General features: G+C 53.6%; 25 protein-coding genes. 12 read left to right on the top strand and 13 right to left on the bottom strand.

The annotated features are described in order from the left end of the window. Window positions 1–5 precede the first annotated feature (5 nt). The 9 genes from J2T58_RS02960 to J2T58_RS02920 are packed head-to-tail and all read left to right on the top strand — an operon-like array spanning window position 6 to window position 6,657. Window positions 6–1,574 carry a tRNA uridine(34) 5-carboxymethylaminomethyl modification radical SAM/GNAT enzyme Elp3 gene (locus J2T58_RS02960; protein WP_253487313.1) on the top strand — a complete coding sequence of 523 codons (1,569 nt, stop codon included), beginning with the start codon at window positions 6–8 and terminating at the stop codon, window positions 1,572–1,574. Beyond that, the gene (locus tag J2T58_RS02955) at window positions 1,571–2,728 is read left to right on the top strand and encodes a DNA primase small subunit PriS (protein ID WP_253487311.1); all 1,158 of its coding nucleotides are present in this window, start codon (window positions 1,571–1,573) and stop codon (window positions 2,726–2,728) included. Before J2T58_RS02960 ends, J2T58_RS02955 begins: the two co-directional genes overlap by 4 nt. Continuing rightward, on the top strand, window positions 2,725–3,333 hold the full coding sequence (locus J2T58_RS02950; RefSeq protein ID WP_253487310.1) for a hypothetical protein: 609 nt from the start codon (window positions 2,725–2,727) through the stop codon (window positions 3,331–3,333). The genes J2T58_RS02955 and J2T58_RS02950 overlap by 4 nt, the downstream gene beginning before the upstream one ends. Before the next feature lie 37 nt (window positions 3,334–3,370). Next, a complete protein-coding gene (locus J2T58_RS02945; protein ID WP_253487309.1) occupies window positions 3,371–3,649 on the top strand; it encodes a 50S ribosomal protein L44e in 279 nt (92 codons plus the stop codon). Between the two features lie 8 nt (window positions 3,650–3,657). Next, a complete protein-coding gene (locus J2T58_RS02940) occupies window positions 3,658–3,846 on the top strand; it encodes a 30S ribosomal protein S27e (protein WP_253487308.1) in 189 nt (62 codons plus the stop codon). 7 nt (window positions 3,847–3,853) lie between these two features. Continuing rightward, window positions 3,854–4,627 (top strand): translation initiation factor IF-2 subunit alpha, encoded by a 774-nt coding sequence (locus J2T58_RS02935; protein ID WP_253487307.1) that lies wholly within the window; start codon window positions 3,854–3,856, stop codon window positions 4,625–4,627. Window positions 4,628–4,640: 13 nt separating this feature from the next. Next, window positions 4,641–4,802 (top strand): RNA-protein complex protein Nop10, encoded by a 162-nt coding sequence (locus J2T58_RS02930; RefSeq protein WP_253487306.1) that lies wholly within the window; start codon window positions 4,641–4,643, stop codon window positions 4,800–4,802. Beyond that, complete coding sequence (locus J2T58_RS02925) at window positions 4,790–5,539, top strand: proteasome assembly chaperone family protein (RefSeq protein WP_253487305.1); 750 nt, start codon at window positions 4,790–4,792, stop codon at window positions 5,537–5,539. Before J2T58_RS02930 ends, J2T58_RS02925 begins: the two co-directional genes overlap by 13 nt. A gap of 2 nt (window positions 5,540–5,541) precedes the next feature. Beyond that, window positions 5,542–6,657: an endonuclease Q family protein gene (locus J2T58_RS02920; protein ID WP_301287453.1), complete on the top strand. Its 1,116-nt coding sequence runs from the start codon at window positions 5,542–5,544 to the stop codon at window positions 6,655–6,657. Here J2T58_RS02920 and J2T58_RS02915 read toward each other — a convergent pair. The 12 genes from J2T58_RS02915 to cbiT all read right to left on the bottom strand — a co-directional run bounded on the left by J2T58_RS02915 (window position 6,649) and on the right by cbiT (window position 16,181). After that, window positions 6,649–7,992: a cobyrinic acid a,c-diamide synthase CobB gene (locus J2T58_RS02915; protein ID WP_253487303.1), complete on the bottom strand. Its 1,344-nt coding sequence runs from the start codon at window positions 7,990–7,992 to the stop codon at window positions 6,649–6,651. The genes J2T58_RS02920 and J2T58_RS02915 overlap by 9 nt on opposite strands. Window positions 7,993–8,197: 205 nt before the next feature. Continuing rightward, complete coding sequence (locus J2T58_RS02910; RefSeq protein ID WP_253487301.1) at window positions 8,198–8,668, bottom strand: hypothetical protein; 471 nt, start codon at window positions 8,666–8,668, stop codon at window positions 8,198–8,200. Further along, on the bottom strand, window positions 8,665–9,297 hold the full coding sequence (locus J2T58_RS02905; protein WP_253487299.1) for a CbiM family transporter: 633 nt from the start codon (window positions 9,295–9,297) through the stop codon (window positions 8,665–8,667). The genes J2T58_RS02910 and J2T58_RS02905 overlap by 4 nt, the downstream gene beginning before the upstream one ends. A 91-nt stretch (window positions 9,298–9,388) precedes the next feature. Further along, window positions 9,389–10,318 carry a hypothetical protein gene (locus J2T58_RS02900; RefSeq protein ID WP_253487298.1) on the bottom strand — a complete coding sequence of 310 codons (930 nt, stop codon included), beginning with the start codon at window positions 10,316–10,318 and terminating at the stop codon, window positions 9,389–9,391. Window positions 10,319–10,516: 198 nt separating this feature from the next. Then, window positions 10,517–11,101 carry a cobalt-precorrin-7 (C(5))-methyltransferase gene (locus tag J2T58_RS02895; protein ID WP_253487297.1) on the bottom strand — a complete coding sequence of 195 codons (585 nt, stop codon included), beginning with the start codon at window positions 11,099–11,101 and terminating at the stop codon, window positions 10,517–10,519. Beyond that, a complete protein-coding gene (locus J2T58_RS02890) occupies window positions 11,098–12,096 on the bottom strand; it encodes a cobalt-precorrin-5B (C(1))-methyltransferase (RefSeq protein WP_253487296.1) in 999 nt (332 codons plus the stop codon). Before J2T58_RS02890 ends, J2T58_RS02895 begins: the two co-directional genes overlap by 4 nt. Further along, a complete protein-coding gene (locus J2T58_RS02885) occupies window positions 12,093–12,743 on the bottom strand; it encodes a precorrin-8X methylmutase (protein WP_253487295.1) in 651 nt (216 codons plus the stop codon). The genes J2T58_RS02890 and J2T58_RS02885 overlap by 4 nt, the downstream gene beginning before the upstream one ends. Continuing rightward, window positions 12,691–13,488, bottom strand: coding sequence for a precorrin-3B C(17)-methyltransferase (gene cobJ / locus J2T58_RS02880; protein WP_253487294.1), 798 nt, complete (start codon window positions 13,486–13,488; stop codon window positions 12,691–12,693). The genes J2T58_RS02885 and cobJ overlap by 53 nt, the downstream gene beginning before the upstream one ends. After that, the gene (gene cbiG / locus J2T58_RS02875; protein WP_253487293.1) at window positions 13,457–14,326 is read right to left on the bottom strand and encodes a cobalt-precorrin 5A hydrolase; all 870 of its coding nucleotides are present in this window, start codon (window positions 14,324–14,326) and stop codon (window positions 13,457–13,459) included. The genes cobJ and cbiG overlap by 32 nt, the downstream gene beginning before the upstream one ends. Further along, window positions 14,323–15,039 carry a cobalt-precorrin-4/precorrin-4 C(11)-methyltransferase gene (locus J2T58_RS02870; protein WP_253487292.1) on the bottom strand — a complete coding sequence of 239 codons (717 nt, stop codon included), beginning with the start codon at window positions 15,037–15,039 and terminating at the stop codon, window positions 14,323–14,325. Before J2T58_RS02870 ends, cbiG begins: the two co-directional genes overlap by 4 nt. After that, window positions 15,040–15,600, bottom strand: a complete 561-nt coding sequence (locus J2T58_RS02865) for a cobalt-factor II C(20)-methyltransferase (RefSeq protein ID WP_366518436.1) — start codon at window positions 15,598–15,600, stop codon at window positions 15,040–15,042. Window positions 15,601–15,641: 41 nt separating this feature from the next. Further along, window positions 15,642–16,181 (bottom strand): precorrin-6Y C5,15-methyltransferase (decarboxylating) subunit CbiT, encoded by a 540-nt coding sequence (gene cbiT, locus J2T58_RS02860; protein WP_253487291.1) that lies wholly within the window; start codon window positions 16,179–16,181, stop codon window positions 15,642–15,644. Between the two features lie 158 nt (window positions 16,182–16,339). Between cbiT and J2T58_RS02855 the strand changes: the two genes are divergently transcribed. Both J2T58_RS02855 and J2T58_RS02850 read left to right on the top strand, forming a co-directional pair. After that, entirely contained in the window at window positions 16,340–16,513 is a 174-nt protein-coding gene (locus J2T58_RS02855; RefSeq protein ID WP_253487571.1) for an ATP-binding protein, read from the top strand. Continuing rightward, complete coding sequence (locus J2T58_RS02850; RefSeq protein WP_253487290.1) at window positions 16,510–17,703, top strand: NAD(P)/FAD-dependent oxidoreductase; 1,194 nt, start codon at window positions 16,510–16,512, stop codon at window positions 17,701–17,703. Before J2T58_RS02855 ends, J2T58_RS02850 begins: the two co-directional genes overlap by 4 nt. A 20-nt stretch (window positions 17,704–17,723) precedes the next feature. Here the strand turns inward: J2T58_RS02850 and J2T58_RS02845 are convergent, their stop codons facing one another. Next, window positions 17,724–18,386, bottom strand: a complete 663-nt coding sequence (locus J2T58_RS02845) for a potassium channel family protein (RefSeq protein WP_253487289.1) — start codon at window positions 18,384–18,386, stop codon at window positions 17,724–17,726. A gap of 54 nt (window positions 18,387–18,440) precedes the next feature. Between J2T58_RS02845 and rnhB the strand changes: the two genes are divergently transcribed. Continuing rightward, window positions 18,441–19,079 (top strand): ribonuclease HII, encoded by a 639-nt coding sequence (rnhB, locus tag J2T58_RS02840; RefSeq protein ID WP_253487288.1) that lies wholly within the window; start codon window positions 18,441–18,443, stop codon window positions 19,077–19,079. Window positions 19,080–19,259: the final 180 nt, after the last annotated feature.

Raw genomic sequence — 19,259 nt, 5'->3', positions numbered from 1 at the left:
TCTTCATGGACGAACAAACTGCGTATCGGGAGATTATCTCCCTTCTTCCCTCTGCAGCTACGCCTGAGGATATCCAGCGGGTCAAGCTCTCTGTCTGCCGCAAATACCGCCTCGCGGTGATGCCGAAGAACTCCGCCATCCTTGCGGCGGCGAGACCTGATGAACGTGAATATCTCCGGCGAATTCTGATGGTCAAGCCGACAAGAACCCTCTCAGGTGTTGCTCCAATCGCAGCGATGACATCTCCCCATCCATGTCCGCATGGGATCTGTCTTCCCTGTCCGGGAGGCCCTGACCACCTCTTCGGCTCTCCCCAGAGCTATACGGGTGAGGAACCTGCGGCTCTCCGTGGGCGTGAGCATGCCTATGATCCATATGAACAGGTACATGCCCGCCTCTCCCAGTTCCGCCTCCTTGGACATCATGTCGATAAGGCGGAGCTGATCGTGATGGGTGGAACAATTACTGCACGGGATCCCGCATATCAGGAATGGTTTGTCACCTCATGCCTGCGTGCGATGAATGATTTTCCGGAGAGATCATCGGCTGAATGTACGTATGAGGAGGCGGCATCAGCCAATGAGCATGCAGCAGTCCGATGTGTTGCGATCACCTTTGAGACCCGGCCCGACTGGTGCAGGCGTGAGCATATCGGGCAGATGCTTGGTCTTGGTGTGACAAAGGTGGAGATCGGAGTTCAGCATCTACGCGACAATATCCTCGACTATAACCGGCGAGGTCATAGCGTTGCAGAGACGATAGAGGCAAACCGGCTCCTGCGGGATGCCGGCCTCAAGGTCGGGTTCCATGTGATGCCCAACCTTCCAGGAAGTACTATCGAAACCGATCAGTGGATGTTTCGCGAACTCTTTGATAATCCGGATTTTCGTCCTGATTTCCTCAAGATCTATCCGACACTGGTCACACCAGGATCCGAGATAGAGGCGCTCTATCATCGTGGGGAGTACCGGCCGTATGATGAGGATGAACTTGTCGCCCTCGTCGCCTATGCAAAGGAGCAGCTTCCTGAGTATACCCGGCTCCAGCGGATCCAGCGTGATATTCCTGCCAAACTGATCGTGGCAGGTTCCCGGCATGGAAACTTCAGGCAGCTTGCGCAGCAGCACCTCATATCGGAAGGAAAACGATGCCGGTGTATCAGGTGCCGTGAGATTGGACGGAGTCCTGATCCGAATGAAGGGGATATCCAATCTGTTGCCTATGACTGTTGTGGTGGCCGTGAGTTCTTCATACAGGCCGTGGCAGGAGACTCGCTGATTGGTTTTGTGCGGCTTCGCTTCCCGGGGAAGGCGTTCACCCCCGGTCCTGAGGATACCGCCCTTATCCGGGAGCTGCATGTCTATGGGAGCATCGTCCCTCTTACAGCCGATCCCCTGGGGGATGAACGGCAGCACAGATCCTATGGGAAGCTCCTTCTTGATTCCGCAGAGGAGATGGCACGGTCCGGCGGATATCACCGTCTTGCCGTGATGAGCGGCATCGGTGTCCGTCCATATTACCGGAAGCAGGGATATCAGCGAGAAGGACCATATATGGTGAAACGAATTATATGAAATCTGCGACCGTTGAGTTTCTCAAAAACCGGTTCTCTGACTATTATGGGGGGCGTATACCAAAGACCGCCCCTCTTGGCATACCGGAGGCACTCTCCCAACGGGAATGGGGTTTCATGTTCTTTGGGACCAGGATAACGCCGGGTATGCGGCGTCATCTCTCATTTCCAACACGGGAAGAACTCTTCTCCTATCTCAGATCGATGACACCGGCCCATGTCTACTACTCGACAGCCTATTATGACCATCCCGCTGCCCCGGTGATGGAGGAGAAGGAGTGGGGGGGTGCGGATCTCATCTTTGATCTTGATGCCGATCATATCATGCGCGGCCCCTATGATCAGATGCTTGGCAGGGTAAAAGACGAGCTTCTCAAACTGATCGAGATGCTCTCAAATGACTGCGGGATTGACCCTGAACGGGAACTCTCGATAGTCTTCTCAGGAGGGCGGGGATATCATATCCATCTCCGTTCCACTGCGATGAGGTCATGGAAGAGTGCAGAACGGCGTGAGCTTGTGGATTATGTCTGTGGAACGGGGCTATCCCCGACTCTCCTTCTGAGCCCGTCGAATCTGCCGGATCGCGGGTGGAGGCTGAGGCTGAAGAAGGCCGTCTCAGAGACCCTCCATACCATCGGATCCCTGCCTCAGGATGAGCAGGCAGGACTCCTCTCGGCTGTCCGGGGGGTCTCCCCACAGGGTGCTGGCAGCTTTTTGAAGCGGCGTGCAGGTCTCATTCGTTCAATCGAGAGGAATGATTATTCATTCTGCATTCATGACCGGGTAATGCAGGCGATGTTTTCTGATCCGGAGAGTATTCTCTCAAAAAAGATACGGGATCAGGCTGCGCTTGCAGATGAGCCGGTGACGACCGATATCAGGCGGCTCATCCGCCACCCCTCGTCTCTTCACGGGGGGAGTGGACTCCGGGTTACTCCTCTTGATCTGCGCGAGGTTGATGACTTTGATCCGCTCATCGATGCGGTCGTCTTTTCCGATCGTCCGGTGAATGTGGAATCATCCTTTGCTCTGGAGATGCCGATCCTTGGAAACAACTATGCCATCGAAAAGGGGATCAATACTGTGCCTGAAGCACTTGGTATCTTCCTCTGCTCCAGGGGTATTGCGGAGTATGGAGGGGGTATGGTATGAGCATCTCATTTGATCGCCTCAGATCGATCCTCTTTGATGAACGGGCGAGCGGCACCCTGACTGATATACCGTCTGAGTTCTATCAGAACGTCCATGAAGAGATCGAACGGATGTACCGGGCTCTCTATGACTCCGGTGATCCCCTCTCTGAGGAGACGCAGGATATGATCCGCCAGATTGAGAGTATCAAGTCCTTCCTCCAGGAGATCTTCGCTATCCGGACGAGCCGGATCATCGAGCTTGCCACCGCCAAAGCGAACGGGGATATGATCGACCGGGAGATGATGCGACTCATGACCTCCGAGGAACGGCTTCTCTTCGATAATGTCTCCCAGGCCGTCTCCCATGCACGCAGCACGATGGTCGAACTTCATATCCGGAGAAAGACCCCGGTTATTGAGGAGAAGGTGGAGGAGGAGGCTGGGGAGGTGATCACCCCCCAGGAGGTGACGCCGGTCCGAATCACCACCCCTGTTGAGCAGTTTATGGGGTATGATGGAAGGACATACTCACTTCTCCCTGGTGACATCGTCGTTCTTCCCCGGCCAAATGCCGATGTCCTCTGCAACCGCAACATAGCCTTAAATACAAGGATTCGCAAATAAATATGGTATTCGGGTTCCTGAAATCGAGGTATTTTTCATGAAAAGACCAGCAAAATTCAACACCTACTGTCCGTTCTGCCGGACACACACCGAGCATGAGATCGAGAAGGTCAAGAAGGGGAAGACGACAGGTCTTCACTGGATTGACCGACAGAAGGCTCGCAGGCCCCGTGTCGGAAATATGGGGAAATTCAGCAAGGTGCCTGGAGGCGACAAGCCAACAAAGAAGATCAATGTCAGGTACCGCTGCAAGACATGTTCCAAAGCCCACCTGAGAAAAGGATACCGCATTGCGAAATTTGAACTGACGGAGTGAGTCTATCAATGGTTGAATTAACACGTGAGAACCGGAGCAGCTTCATGAAAGTGAAGTGTCCGGACTGTGAGAATGAGCAGATCGTCTTTGAGAAGGCAACCACGGCTGTGGACTGTATCGTCTGTGGCCATCTTCTTACTGAGCCGACCGGCGGCAAAGCAATGATAAAGGCTGAGATCGTATCAACATTTGAGTGATTGTCTGATGAGCGAGAGGTTATGGCCTGAAGATGGAGAACTGGTCGTCTGCACCGTCGTTGATGTCAAGGACTTCGCAGCATTTGTTACCCTGGATGAATATGAAGGCCGCCAGGGTCTCATACCAATCTCCGAGATCGCGCGTGGGTGGATCAAATATATTCGTGATTATATCCGTGAGGGGCAGAAAGTCGTCTGTAAAGTCCTTCATGTGGATACCTCGCGCGGGCATATCGACCTCTCATTAAAGGATGTCAACGATCACCAGCGGCGTGAGAAGATCCAGGAATGGAAGAACGAGCAGAAGGCTCATAAATGGATAGGATTTGCCGCAGAGGCGACCGGTATTAATCCTGCCGAAATCATTGATCCCCTCCGCGCAGAGTATTCGCTCTTCTATCCCTTGTTTGAAGAGCTTGTCATTCAGGGCGATGATGCCCTCCGCCGGTTTAATCTGCCTGACCCTGTGATTGAAGCGCTCATGAATGTCGCAGCCGAGAATGTGAAGGTTCAGAGGGTGATGATCTCGGGAATCATCGACATGATGTCTGATAAACCGGATGGTGTGAATATCATCAGGCGCGCCCTCAGGAGTGCCGAGACGAAGATCCCCGGTGTCGATGTCGATATCACCTATCTTGGCGCCCCACGATACCAGGTCAAGGTCACCGCCACCGATTACAAGGTTGCAGAGAAGGCGATCGAGAAGGTTACTTCAAACGTCATTGGTGTCGTTGAGAGAGCTGGCGGAACCGGAAAGCTGATCCGTAAACAGAAATAAGATAGCCGGTACTATGTTTGGCCGGATGAGACGGTGCCCTGAGGATGGCACCTATACTTTTTCTCAGATCTGCACCAGGTGTGCTCTTCGCACGCGACCGGTGCATCCACCCCGATTCTCACCACAGGATCGCTATGGCAGATACAGGAGGCAGATGCGTTCATGGATCGAGTAACAATCACCTATACAGTTGATAATCCGGATGACTACTCCGCTCAGATTATGATAGAGGGGCTTCCGGGTGTCGGCCATGTCGGCAAACTCGTCGCCGATCATATCGTTGACGAACTCGAGGGAGTTCTGGTTGCAGAGATCATCTCGCCCCACTTTCCACCGCAGGTGATGATCGACCGGGAGGGTACTGTTCATCTCCCCAAAAACGAGCTTTACTACATTCCCGGCGATCAGCCGATGCTCATTCTGACGGGAGACTGCCAGAGTGTCTCCCCTGAAGGCCATTATATCATGACCGGTCATTATCTTGATCTCGCCGTTGTGTTTGGTGTCACCCGCATCTATACCCTCGGCGGATATGGTGTCGGCCACCTTGTCGAGACGCCCCGGGTTCTCTGTGCAGCTGATCAGGCTGCGCTTGTCACTCTGGCAGTGGAAGCAGGTTGTACCTTTTCACCGGACGAACCTCCTGGAGGGATCATCGGTGCAGCCGGTCTCCTCGTCGCCCTTGGCTCCCTCCGTGGTATTGAAGGCATTGCACTTCTCGGGGAGACCTCAGGGTACCTCGTTGATCCGATCAGCGCACGTGCCGTCATCACGGTCCTCTCAAAACTCATCGGCAGGGACTTCGATCCCGCACGTCTTCAGAGGACGGCTGAAGAACTTGAAGGAGCCCTTGAAAAGCTGAAGGAGTCTGAAGCTGATCGGGAACGCGATGATCTCTCCTATATCGGGTAGATATGATCCGTGTTGCAGCTGATCTGCATATCCATTCCTGTTTTTCGATGGCAACGTCGAAGGATATGCTCCCTGACCATATCCTCGCCGGGTGCAGGATAAAGGGTCTCAATGCTATCGGAAGTGGGGATGCTCTTCATCCGGAATGGAGGCGGATGTGGGGGGATGCTGATAATCCGGAGGGTATCATCATCCTTCCGACGGCGGAGGTCGAGGATCAGAACCGGGTTCATCACCTGATCGTCTCTGAGGATTTTGAGACCTTTGCAGCACTTGAGGAGACTTTCTCTCCATACTGCTCCCATATCCAAACATCAGGGAGGCCGCACCTTCGCCTTGCCGGCTCTGAGATTGCCCGGTATGTCAATGAAGCAGGCGGGGTGATCGGCCCGGCTCATGCCTTCACCCCGTGGCGGTCGATCTATGCCGCTTTCTCTTCGCTTCAGGACTGCTATGGCGATGCAAAGGTCGGTTTTCTGGAGCTTGGCCTCTCTGCGGACAGCAGGGATGGTGCCGGGATCAGTGAGCTTGCACAGATTCCATTTCTGACAAACTCTGATGCCCACAGTCCGCACCCGGCAAAGCTCGGTCGGGAATGTACTATCTTCTCGCTATCATCGCCGACTCCCGCAAGCCTTCTCCGGGCGATCCAATCGGGATCCATTGAGATGAATATCGGATTCTTCCCTGAAGAAGGCAAGTATAACCGAACGGCCTGTACCCGGTGCTATCACCAGTACTCGCTGGCTGAGGCAGAGGAGTACGGGTGGCGGTGCCCGGTTGATAAAGGGAGGATCAAGAAAGGGGTCAGGGATCGCGCCCTGGAACTATCCAGTGGTGAGCCGAAGGGACGCCCTCCCTACCTCCATATCATCCCGCTGCCGGAGATCATCAGCACGGTTCTTGGGACCAGTTCTCCGATAACGAAGAGGTGCCGGCTCCTCTACAATGAACTTATCGAGGTCTTCGATAATGAGCTTGCCCTTCTGGTTGCGATTCCTCCTGATGAGATCCGGTCGGTTCATCAGGGTGTGGGCGATGCCGTCGCCGCCTTCAGGGAAGGGAGGGTAACCCTTCATCCCGGTGGCGGCGGGCAGTATGGATCCTTCTCACTCTGAGCTGTATTTCGTAGCCATTGCAACGAGCTCCTCTGCAAACCGGTCCGTGAAGTAGAGATGGCTGTATCCTGCGATGGTCTCTCCCGCAATAATCCCGTCCTGCTGATCCATAATCCCTTTTCCCCTCTTCAGAGTAAAGGCGTAGCGTGTATCAGTATCCGGGTAGACGGTTGAGTAATGAAATTCGTGGCCCCTGAAGGAGAGCCCTTTCGTAAATGATGAAGATGTGTGGCTGACCTCTCCATCGATATAGCCAAGTGCCTGGAAACGGCTCTTCATCTCTGCATCTGCCGGGACAACACCCGCCAGGCTGTACCTTCCCTCATCCGTGCTGAGCGATCGGGAGAGGTAGATGAGACCTCCGCACTCACCATAGATTGGAAGTCCCCCTTCAGCAGCCTTTTGTATCTCCTGTCGACAGGGGCTCTCTTCAAGCGCCTTGGCGTACAGCTCGGGATACCCGCCGCCGAGGTACAGGCAATCAACATCCGGGAGGTGGTTGGTCATCGGAGAGAAGAAGATGAGGTCCGCACCCGCTCTCCGGAGGCGCGTCAGGTTCTCTGCATAATAGAAGCAGAACGCCTGGTCCATCGCAACACCGATCCGGACCTTCCCGGATTCACTGCTTCCCTCCTCTCTCCTCATTGGAAGGGGGGGAGCAGCAGAAGCCGCCTTGATGATCCCCTCGATCTCGCAGCACTCCTCGATGACCGCACTGGTCTTCTCCATCCCCTCTCCCTCGCCTGCCATTGCCAGTCCGAGATGGCGGCTTCCGACGGTGAGACTATCATTCCGGGGGATCCAGCCAAACGATGGGATCGTCTCTTCGAGACGTATCATACTCCGGTGGCGTTCAGATCCCCCACGATTGTAGATGACACCGGAGCAGGTGACTGCCGGATCAAAGCCTGTATACCCCATGATTAATGCATGAACGCTCCTGCTCATCCCCTTGACATCACAGACGAGGATGATCGGGCTTGAGAGGATCTTCGCACAATCGGCGGTACTTGAAATGCCTGTGCCGTCGATACCGTCATGGAGGCCCATCACCCCTTCGATGACGGCGATATCCGCTCCTTCCGAGGCAGAGGTGAAGGTCCTCATCACCTCATCCTTCCCCATCATGTAGGGATCGAGGTTTCGTGAACTCCTCCCGCAGATCGCTGTATGATGCGTGGGATCGATGAAGTCGGGGCCGACCTTGAATGGCTGGACCTTCAGTCCTCGTGCGGTCAGGGCCCCCATCAGCCCGGTAGCGACGGTGGTCTTTCCGCAGCCGCTGTGCGTGCCTGCGATGACTATTCTTGGGATATGTATCTGGTTATCTGACAATGAGCAGCTCCTCTCCTTAATTATGGCATATGGCGCGGGGAGAGAAATATACTCTGGTCGGAGATATGGCTGAGTACCGTGAAAAAGGCGGTAAAGAAGAAAAAATCGTGTCATTCCTCTCCTGGCTGATTTCTGGGTCTGCTACCTGTCAGACTGTGAAGGAGACTAAAAACAGCGAGGTTCAGAACGGTTGCAAATGGCGGGATCATTCCTTCTGCTTCTTTCTTGCGGAATAGATCATGGCAATTCCTGCAAGCCCTGTCAGGTAACCGAACCCGGCGATGATCCGTGCCACAACCGGGAGTTCGGGTTCTCTTCCGGTTGTCATGCCTGATGTGAGATCAAGGGTCATTGTTGCCCGATGTCCTGTATGTTCGGCGATGATCCGATATTCTGTCACTCTCCATTCGGGATCAAAGGCATAGAACCCAAGCTCATCTGCGGTATCCTGGATGTACTTTTCTTCATTTCCATCCCTGATGGTATAGATGGTAATCTCCGCATGTGCCATGGGAGTTCCTCCTTCATACCATGCCCTGATCAGTATTTCATCGTACTGGTCACCAGTCAAAAATGCACCAACATATCCTCTGTGTGCAGATACCGGTACGATGAGTGCAGATGCCAGGAGAATGATCATCAGGCCGGCCAGGAGTAAATTGATATATCTCTTCATCGTTTCCCTCCCTTCAGTTGAATTGGTAATAATTGGGGTTTTACACGCACCAGGTACCCCACTATCACTCCTGTAATGATCGCTTCGGTAATGATAATCGGAATATGTGCAACTGCGAGGAGACCTGCGATTGCACTGAATTCGCTTCCTGAGATGACAAGGGTTGCAACCAGAAGAAGGACGCTGAGAAGAACGGCAAGCCCGCCAATGATACCACTAATGAGGGTGAGTGGCAGTCCCCGCCCAGAGGTTATCAGGAAGCAGAGATAGCAGATGAGAGCCGGGACACCCAGTATCACGGCATTCACCCCGATGACGGTGATACCTCCATGCTGGAAGAGCAGCGCCTGGAGCGTGATGCCGATGAAGATGCCAATATAAGAGAGTGGACCAAGCACGATTCCGACAAGCCCGTTTAAGATAAGGTGTGCACTGGAAGGGGGAATGTCGATATGCACAAGCGAGGCGACAAAGAATGCACCTGTCATCACTGATAATTTTGGTATCTGTGCTGCCAGATCCTCCTCCCGTCCCACCCAGCGGTAGGTTGTTGCAAGCAGGATAATGGTAATAATCCAGCCTGCTGCAACTACCGGCATGGGGAGAATTCCATCGGATACATGAACCATATCAGTCACCGGTTATAAAAACCATTGATTTAGAGAAGAACACTCAATATAAAGGAAAAAGTGGGAAGTGGATCTCCTGATTATACCGGTATTATTTCCGTGATGCATAGATCACGACCATAAGCCCGCCCAGAGCTGCGAGGAGACCAAATCCCGGACTCTCTACTGGAGCTCCAGGAGTTGCAGGTGCCATATCCGGATCTTCAACCATCACATTGATTTCAGCGGACTCCCAGACAACATCATCATCCCGCTGTAGCATGAAGACGATAGACGTTCTCCCGTCCTGTATGCCACGGACATGGACATGGTCGCCATGGCAGAGGAGTTCGACGATACCGGTTGGTGCACCATCGGCCAGTCGCACATTAAAGATATATGCTCCCGTGAATACTCCACGTCCGGGATCATAAAAGATATCCTCTTCCATCAGCGGAACCATCTCTCCATCATCGGTTGTAAATTCTGCTCCAAGTGAGATGTGCTTCCCTTTCGTCACAACAGGAAGCCTGCCATGCCAGTGATCAAAATGGAAATCAGCTGTCACTTCCCTGACACTCCTGTCGATGATCGTCAGTTCAGAGATCTGGATCGTACCATCTCCCACAATCTCTGTCGGTGTATCGTCCTTCCGTACATTGACTCCGATTGAGGGTGACTCCCAGACGACCGCATCATCCTGCTGGAGCAGGAACACTATCTCAGTCTCTCCTGCCTGCTGGCCACGTACATGGACATGATCGCCATGATTGACAAGTGTGACGATGCCTGTCGGTGCACCTTCGGCGAGCCGGACATTGAAGATATAATCTCCGGTAAAGGTTCCCCTCCCGGTATCATAGAATGTATCTTCTTCCATGAGTGGGATAGCCTCTCCATCTGCTCCGGTGAATATTCCCCCAAGCGAGATATGCTTACCCTGGATAACAACCGGGAGCCTGCCGTGCCAGTGATCGCCATGGAGGTCAGCGGTAACTTCCCTGACACTCCTGTCAATGATCTCAAGGCTTTCAACTGTCATCCGGTCTGCTGATACCGGCAAACATAACAGTGTCATAACCAGGATAGACGTAATACATGTTAATACAAATCTTTTATACGTAATCATTAGTACAATCACCTATGAATATGGTTATACTACTTCGATACGATAGACTACTATAAAAATATGTCTTATTGATTCAGAATAGATCGTTCTATGGTAGCAAAAAAGACTATCTCACTCTGCCGGGCCTGGTGAAACAATACAGCAGAAGAGCTTTGAATCCGGAACGGGAGGCTTCTCGGGCGTACCGGTGATGATCCGCTCCTCCTTCTCCCCAAGATCCTGACAGATATATATCACACAATCCATCCCACGCAGTGCACCTGCAAGCGTGTGTACCGGAAATTTCGGATCCGCGATGACGAAGACGGGACGGTTCCGGCTGAGATCATGACGAATATCATCGACTGCCTTCTCATGATCCTTTCCATGGGCATCGATCACGGAGGCGTTACTCCATGGTACACCGACTCGTGCAAAAGCGACCTGAAGTGATGAGATCCCGGAGATGATCTCCCCTCCAAGGTATCCAAGGCCAGCGAGGAGGGGATCTCCGGTCGAGAGGATGACTGCATCATCAGGAAGACCCTTAAGCGCCTTGTAGTCGGTGATTGTATTGACAGCACAATCAGGGTGAATATATCGATTCACCCGTTCGATTGCCCGTCCGGATCCATAGATGAGCCGGGCAGAGAGGATCGCCGCAATCGCCTCCTCTGTGAGCATCCCCTCGCCGCATCCGACACCAACCACCTTCATCGCGAATCACCGATGATTCCGCCATGTCGATCGACGATGACGACCCGGATATCCGGATATTTCCTCTCCCTGAGAATCGCCTGCATTCTCTGCATTCCCTCTTCTGTTGCCATATATTCTTCAACCGTCTGGAATCCGGTTCCTTTAAGAATATCCGGGACCAGGAACTTCAGAACCAGTCCGGGAAGGCCGCAGAGTACTGCCTCTCCTTCCAATGCACCAAGGGCCTGGCCTATCCTTGATCCGGCAAGGATCACCTCGTGATCCGGGAAGAGGAGGCGTGAGATCCGAAGGCCGATACGCCCGGTGGTGATCACCACCCGGTCCGCCCCCCTGATCCTGTCTTCCATCGCCGAACCGAGGTGATCGTCCCATGGCTCGACAAATCCGGTTGTTCCAAGGAGAGATATGCCCCCCTCAACCCCGACCTTCGGATTTAAGGTGTCGGCTCCGGCTTCAACCCCGCCAATAACAGAGAGGGTGACTGAGACGCCTGGATACCCGGTTTCAGATAGTGCTTCCCGGATTGCGGTCAGGATACACTCCAGGGCGGGTGGGGATATCGCAGGCTCGCCTTTCTGATATCGTGGTGTATCACGGGTGAACCTCCCGATCCCCTCACCAGCCCGGATGATGATTCCATCCCCTTCCAAAACCGCGTCTGCCCTGAAGATGAGGCCTGCCGTCCGATCTTCCGGATAGTCCCCAGAATCCTTGACAGCCCTGCCCTGCCCCTCTTCACCAGATACCGGAACAGCCACCCGGATTTCGCAGGGGAGGAGGAGATTCACCTCTGACACAGCTTCTTTAAAAGAAAGAACGGCTGCCTTTGCCGAAGCGGCGGCCGTCGCCCCTGTTGTTATTCCCCGTCTGAGGATTGCTCCGGATGCGGTCAGCACGGCTCTTCCCTCTTCAACAAGGGCACGGGCCGTATCGTCTTCAATACGGGATACCCAGTCATCAGGATAGGGAAACCCTGTCACGGGATCGATCATAAGGATAACGTGATGATCTCATTGATGCTGGCGACGGCGATTGGTGTCCCTCCGCGTGTGCCAAGGTTTGAGACCGATGGAACCGGCTTAGTCCTGAGAAGCTCTTTTGATTCTGCCGCATTCACAAATCCGACCGGCGTCCCGATGACGAGGCGGGGGATGATCCCCTCATCGATCATCGTACAGATGGAAAGAAGGGCAGACGGTGCGTTTCCAATGACAATGATCGATCCATGGAGTCTCTCCCTGAGGGCGAGGAACCCTGCGGATGTCCGGGTAATACCGGTCTCCTCTGCAATATTCGCACCATAATCGAGGGCACATTCGATACTGCACTGGTGTCCTTTCTTGAGAATGCCGATCTGCACCATTCTGATATCTGTGAAGACGGGTGCACCCTCCCTGACCGCAGAGACACCGGCAGTGATCGGATCATTGGAGAACCGCATCAGGTCAGCCATTGCAAAGTCGCCCACTGCAACCGAACAGCGTTGTCGAATCCGATCCTCCGGGGTTAAATCCCCGATCGTCTCACGTGCAAGCCTCCGGCTCGCCGATGCAATTGCATACCCTTCGCGTGTGTCTGCGCCAAGGTCAATATACGTATTTCCGGTGGTATCCCCGTGGGGTGATAATTCCTCTGACATCGTCTTCAACCTTCCAAATCCGGCTTTCAGTGCCGCCGATGATCACAATCGAATGCATGTCGATGGGGGAGGTGTCGGCTCTCAGCTCCGCCAGTGTCATGACATGCACCTCTTCACCTGGTCGGTAGGCATTCTTTACAACACCAACCGGGGTTTCATCTCCCCGATGCCGGCCGATGATCCCAATCGCCGTATCAAGGTTATGTGGCCGTCCCCGGCTTCGGGGATTATAGATGGCCATGGGAACTCCCATACGCGATGCAAGATCAAGCCGCTCCTCGATCACCTCCCATGGGGTGAGGAGATCAGAGAGGGAGATGGTGACATAATCTCCGGAGAGCGGGGATCCGAGGCGGGATGCCGCAGCAGTTGCCGCCGTCACACCGGGGATCACCTCGACCGGAACCTTCGACTGCGTACGATCAGCGACTTCAAGGACGATACTTGCCATGCCGTAGACGCCGGCATCGCCCCCGGAGACCATTGCAACCCTGTGGGTTGCCGCAAGATCGAGCGCCATCTGTGCCCGGTTCACCTCTTCACCCATCGGACTTTTGACCACTTCTTTCCCTGTAATGAGCGGTCTGATGAGATCGATATAGACGTTATTCCCAATAATATACTCTGCCTTCGCTATCGCCTTGAGGGCGGCAGGAGTCAGCTGTTGTGTATTTCCCGGTCCTGTGCTGACAATTGAGAGGATTCCGGTCTTTTTATCGTCCGATTGCAATGGTAACCCTTCCATAGGTCTTCTTCTTCATAACCAGCCTCCCCACCTCTGCCAGGGCAACTGCGCATGGCTCTGCAACGCCTGAGAGCCCGATGAGTCCTGCCCGTGATGGGGATGGTGTCTCTGTTCTATTGATCGTTTCGTCATTGAGATAGATGAGTACGCCACCTATCCCGGCAATCCCTTCTGCCAGGCCGGGATCACCCCGCTTCTTCTCTGTCGTCACGTATGCCCCGACCTCCTCCTGGCTGATTCCTTCTGAGGAGAGTGCGGATCTGATGGCATCGATGACCTCGGCTGCGGTAATCCCGCGCCGTGCTCCAATCCCGACCATATATGGACGTTCCTGGATAAGGACCGATACACCCGGGCCGGCGACGACGATGCCAGGCTCCGGGATCTCATAAACAGGAACCTCGCCATCAAGGAAAGCGGCATTCACTCGTCGTGTCGATGGCCGGTTGATGACCCGGCATCCCGCCTCGTCTGCTATCCCTTCAACCGAAGGCCGGCCATGCACCTCGGTTGCAGTGGTGATCACCGGTACAATCCCACGTGCAGAGAGGCGTTTTGCTATCTCGTTTCCGCCATGATGGCCTCCGAGCACGGGAATCGCATACCGGCAGTCCGGACTGACAACGATGACCGCCGGATCATGCCATTTATCCTGTAATAGTGGTGCTGCGGATCGTACCGCGATACCCGCAGACATGACCGCAATGATGGCTTTATACTCCGAAAAAGCCCGCTCAAAGACCTTGTCGTCATACATGAGGAGATCACCTGCAACCGCTTCAGCTATCTCCTCTCCTGCGGTTTTAAACCGGGGCAGGGTGATGACGGCGATCTTCATGAATAGAGGTGTGAGTGGGTAAAATCGCTCTCGATCCCAAGGACGGCCTTTCCGATGATGATGAGGGCTGTCCGGGTTATTCCGGCTTCATCTGCTCTCTCTGCAATATCGGCAACCGTTCCTTTGACGATCTTCTGGTCATCCCAGGTTGCGTGATAGATGACGGCGACCGGTGTATCCTGTGGATACTCGACCCGTTCCATGATCTCCCTGAGCTTCTCTGTTCCAAGGAAGATGACAAGGGTCTCACCGATACGGGAGAGCTCCCTGATCCGATCCTCCGCAAGGGTTGCTCCTGCCGGTCTGGTGATGATGACACTCTCAGAGACGCCACGGAGGGTCAGCTGTGTCTTCAGTGCCGCAGCCGCCCCGAAGAGGGAGGAGACCCCCGGGACAATCTCTGCCTCGATCCCCTCTTGTGAGAGGATGGCCATCTGTTCGACTATCGCACCATAGATGGCTGGATCTCCCGAATGAAGACGCACAACAAGTTCTCCACGGGAGATGCCTTCTCTGATGGCACCACAGATCTCATCGAGGTTCATCTTCGAAGAGTCGAGCTTCATGGCTGCACCGGAGGCCTCGATGAGTTCGGGGTTGATGAGTGATCCTGCATAGATGAGGAGATCGGCCCTCTTGAGAAGATCCATCCCTTTCACTGTTATGAGACCCGGATCGCCGCATCCTGCACCTACAATATAAAATGTTGTCATCTATTTCCTCGCATATAATATACTGAAATAACTGCTCTCCTCCGGGAGGTCATCGCCTGTGAAGACTGCCATCCCATCCATGTACATCCGTTCGATCAGGGTAAACCCGGTGTAGCCGTCCTGCCTGAGCTGGTCTGCCAGATCCCTCGGCCGCCGAACCTTGAGCCTGATAGCCACCTGCTCCTCTGATCCGTCCGAGACCGAGAAGCTGGAGGAGACCGGAATCTGCGCAACTGAAGAGAAGGCGGTGATTGAGCTGATCCCGGGAACGGTCTCACATACTATCTCCGGATGCTTTCTCTGCAATATCGCTGTTAACCGTGAGAATGTCGAGAAGAAGTTGGGATCTCCGATGATCCCAAAGACTGCAGTCCCAAAGAGCGCAGAAGGGGCTATCCGATCAGCGTTCTCTTCCATACACCGCTCGATATACGCCTCATCATGTGTCATCGGGAAGTCAAGGGTGACTGCGTCACTCCGATACGGGGCGACGAGATCATATGCCATCTCCCCGGGCACATAGACTGCATCCGCCTCCCTGAGGAGCCGTGCAGCCTTGATTGTAAGAAGCTCGGGATCACCTGGTCCAAGACCGACTGCAATTAGTATGGTACAACACCTCCATGAATGATATAGACTGGATTAATTGGCTTAAACATCGTTTTCCCGAGGAGATCATGGGATCGTGAAACCTGGAGCAGGACCGCGTCCTGAAAGATTCCCAGGGACTTCATTGTTTCAATAGCAGAGGCCACAGTCTCAATAAGAACCGCATTGACGACGATCGATCTGACCCTCTTTTCGGCAAGAAGGGTGAGTATCCCGGTCAGACCCTGTGTTCCTCCGATGAAGGCGACATCAATCCTCTCCATCTCCCTGATGAGGGCGATGGCATCACCCTCGACGAGAGTGATGTTTGAGCAGCCTGCTGATCTGATATTCTCTCGTGCAGTCCCGACTGCCTCAGGCCTGATATCAACGGCATAGACCTGCCGGGCTGTTGCAGCGATGGCAAGGCTGACCGTCCCGGTACCACAGCCGATATCGATTGCGATATCGTCCTTCTGTACCCCAAGTTTATGGAGCGAGACCGCACAGACCTCGGGCTGTGTCGGTCCCCCTTTTAACGGACTCGTCGTCATAGGGCATCAATCAGGTGGTTGTACCCGCCTGCTGGTCCGTTTGTATTGGCGCTTTTTCTTAATAGGTATTGGTATTTCTGCCTGAAAGATTCAGTCTCACCTTCTTTTGTCAATCAAAACAATATCATTAAAGGTTCGGATGATCAATGAATCTTACAATGCTCAATATACGACGGGATATCTGTGGATACTGTGGAGCATGTGTCTCCGTCTGTCCGGAAGGTGCCCTTGAGTTGGTCGATGCGTATCTTACAGTGGAAGATACCTGTAGTACCTGTGGTATCTGTGAGAAGATATGCCCACTTGGAGCTCTGGAGGTTATCAAGGAATGAAGCGGCGGTATGACATGCTTGTTGTCGGCGGAGGACCCGGCGGGGCGTTTGCCGCAAAGACTGCAGCTGAGAAAGGTCTCTCTGTCTGTCTTGTCGAGAAGAGGCCGGCCATCGGAACTCCCGTACGTTGTGCCGAGGGTATCGGAAAGGAGCTTCTCACCGATTTTCTCCCCCCTGATCCCAAATGGATCTGCACGGATATCGAGAGTGCCGAGCTCGTTGCACCTGATGGTTTTTCAATGCTCCTTGAGCCGAGTAAGGCAGGAAATGAGATCGGCTATGTCCTGGACCGCAAGGTCTTCGACCGGGAGCTCGTCTGGAAGGCGGCGGAGGCCGGGGCAGAGACTTATGTAAAGGCCCGGGCGACTGCACCGATCATGAGGGATGGTGCTGTTGCCGGTGCAGTTATCGAACAGCATGGGAAGAGATACGAGATCGATGCCGATATTGTTATCGCAGCCGATGGCATTGAATCAAAGTTTGCACGATGGGCAGGTATTGACACCACTGTGCCATACAGGGAGCTTGAGACCTGTGCCCAGTACCTGATGACGGGACTTGATATCGACTCCACCAGGACGAGCTTTTATCTTGGAAATGAGGTTGCACCGGCCGGGTATCTCTGGATCTTCCCGAAAGGGGATGGTACTGCCAATGTCGGCATTGGTATCGGCGGTGGGAAGAGTGGAAACGGCCACCGGGCCAAGGACTATCTTGATCGCTTCATTGCGCGCAGATTCCCCAACGGAAAGACGATTGAACTGATCATCGGTGGTGTTTCGGTCTGCAGACCTCTTCCATCAACCGTGGCTGATAACATGCTGATCGTTGGCGATGCGGCACGCATCTCTGATCCGATAACCGGTGGGGGCATCTACAACGCAATGTATACCGGCCGGCTTGCCGGAGAGACCGCTGTCACCGCGATTGAAGCGGGTGATACCAGCAGGGATGCACTGATGCCCTATGATACAACCTGGCGGGCATCAAAGATGGGGAAGGCCATTGATAGAAACTATGCCATAAAAGAGTTCTTTACCAAACTCAATGATGAGAAGCTCAACTCTATCGTTCATTCCATATCTAAGATCAACCTGGAGCATTTCAGCACCCTTATGCTGCTTAAGGAGATAATGAAGGCAAATCCATCACTGCTCCTTGAGCTGAGGCACCTTCGTTCACTTCTATGAGATGCAGGGTCTGATGGCCCTCATTTACTTTTTTGAAACTGCTGACTGAGGTACCGAAGGCTCTGAACCTCAGAGTCCTTCTTTGAGAAGACGGTGATTGTATCTCCGGGTAAAATAACAAGTTCACCACTTGGGATGATGAGATCTCCTGCCCGGTGGATAGCGATGAATATATAGTTCTTCACCTCAAGCTGACGAATCTCCTTATCGACTCCTACTGACCCCTCCTCGACGGTTATCTCAAAGATCCTGCCCCCCGGAATTGAGGCGAGTGCCTGTGTATTTGGGTTTTCAGCCCAGGTATAGAGTGTTCTGGCGACGATCTCATCAGGATTTTCACTAATCCTGACTCCGACCTCATTAAAAAGCTCCGAATGCTCCTTCTGGTTTACGACAGAGACGACATTGGGAACAGAATAGCGCTTGGCAAGCCAGCAGGTCATCAGGTTTGCTGCATCGTCACTTGTGGTTGCGATGAGCGCATCGCTGTGATCGATTCCGGCATCCTCAAGGACGGCTTTGTCTGTTGCATTGCCGGTAATGGCAAGGAGATCATACTCTTCAAGCATATCGGCGCACCGGTCCTCATCCCGATCGATGACCACAACACTGTCACCATTCTCCGTAGCGATAGCCGCAAGATTCCTCCCGATGCCACCAAGACCGACCACAATGATGTACATAATAAAGATTAGCCTGCGGAGATATTGAAATAGATTGCGACACGATCTCTCTGTATGATCTGTGGGGTCGATGAGGCAGGGAAAGGCGCAGTTCTTGGTCCGATGGTGGTTGCGGCCATTTGTGTCTCTGACCTTGCTTCAATCGGGAATTCTGGCATACGCGACTCAAAATCCCTCTCGCCCCGCCAGCGTGAGCTGTTGTTTGATGATCTCGTCTCATCATACCCATATTATGTTGTCTCGTATCTTCCATCTGCTATTGATGCTGCCCTCGCCGGGACCACCATCAACCATCTCATCGTTGAGGCAGATGCAGCCTGTATTACCGCACTCTCCCCGGAGATTGCGTACCTCGATGCATGCGACGTCAATGCAGGGAGGTTCGGTGAGAATGTCTCCCGTTCTCTTCCCTTTTCATGTACTGTCATCGCAGAACACAAGGCAGATCACTCCTATACTGTCGTTGGGGCTGCCAGCATCATTGCCAAGGTGACACGGGATCGGGCTGTCGAGGCTCTCAAAGAAGAGTACGGAGCGATTGGGAGCGGCTACCCGTCTGATCCAGCAACGATCAGGTTTCTCACCGACTATATCCGGGAGCATCGCTCCCCTCCCCCGTGTGCCAGAAGAAGCTGGAAGACCGTCTCTGCGCTCCTTGCACGGCAGAATCAGTCTTCTCTCGATGATTTTTGAGATACGTTGTGGTTTTAAGATGACGGAAACCCAATAAATAGCAATGCATTGGATCGTCTACGTCGTCCTCGCAATTGCCATCTACCTCACTTTGCGAGGCAGCTCCCATGATCCGTTGAATTTCATCACTCCGAATCAACAATCAGCCATCCCCAGCGATCTCTTCCCCATCATTTCCAG

Origin of the sequence: Methanocalculus alkaliphilus (assembly GCF_024170505.1) — an archaeon.
Classification (GTDB): Archaea; Halobacteriota; Methanomicrobia; order Methanomicrobiales; family Methanocorpusculaceae; genus Methanocalculus; species Methanocalculus alkaliphilus.
The sequence above is the reverse complement of the archived record's forward strand: the minus strand, read 5'-3'. Positions and strand labels throughout refer to the sequence as shown.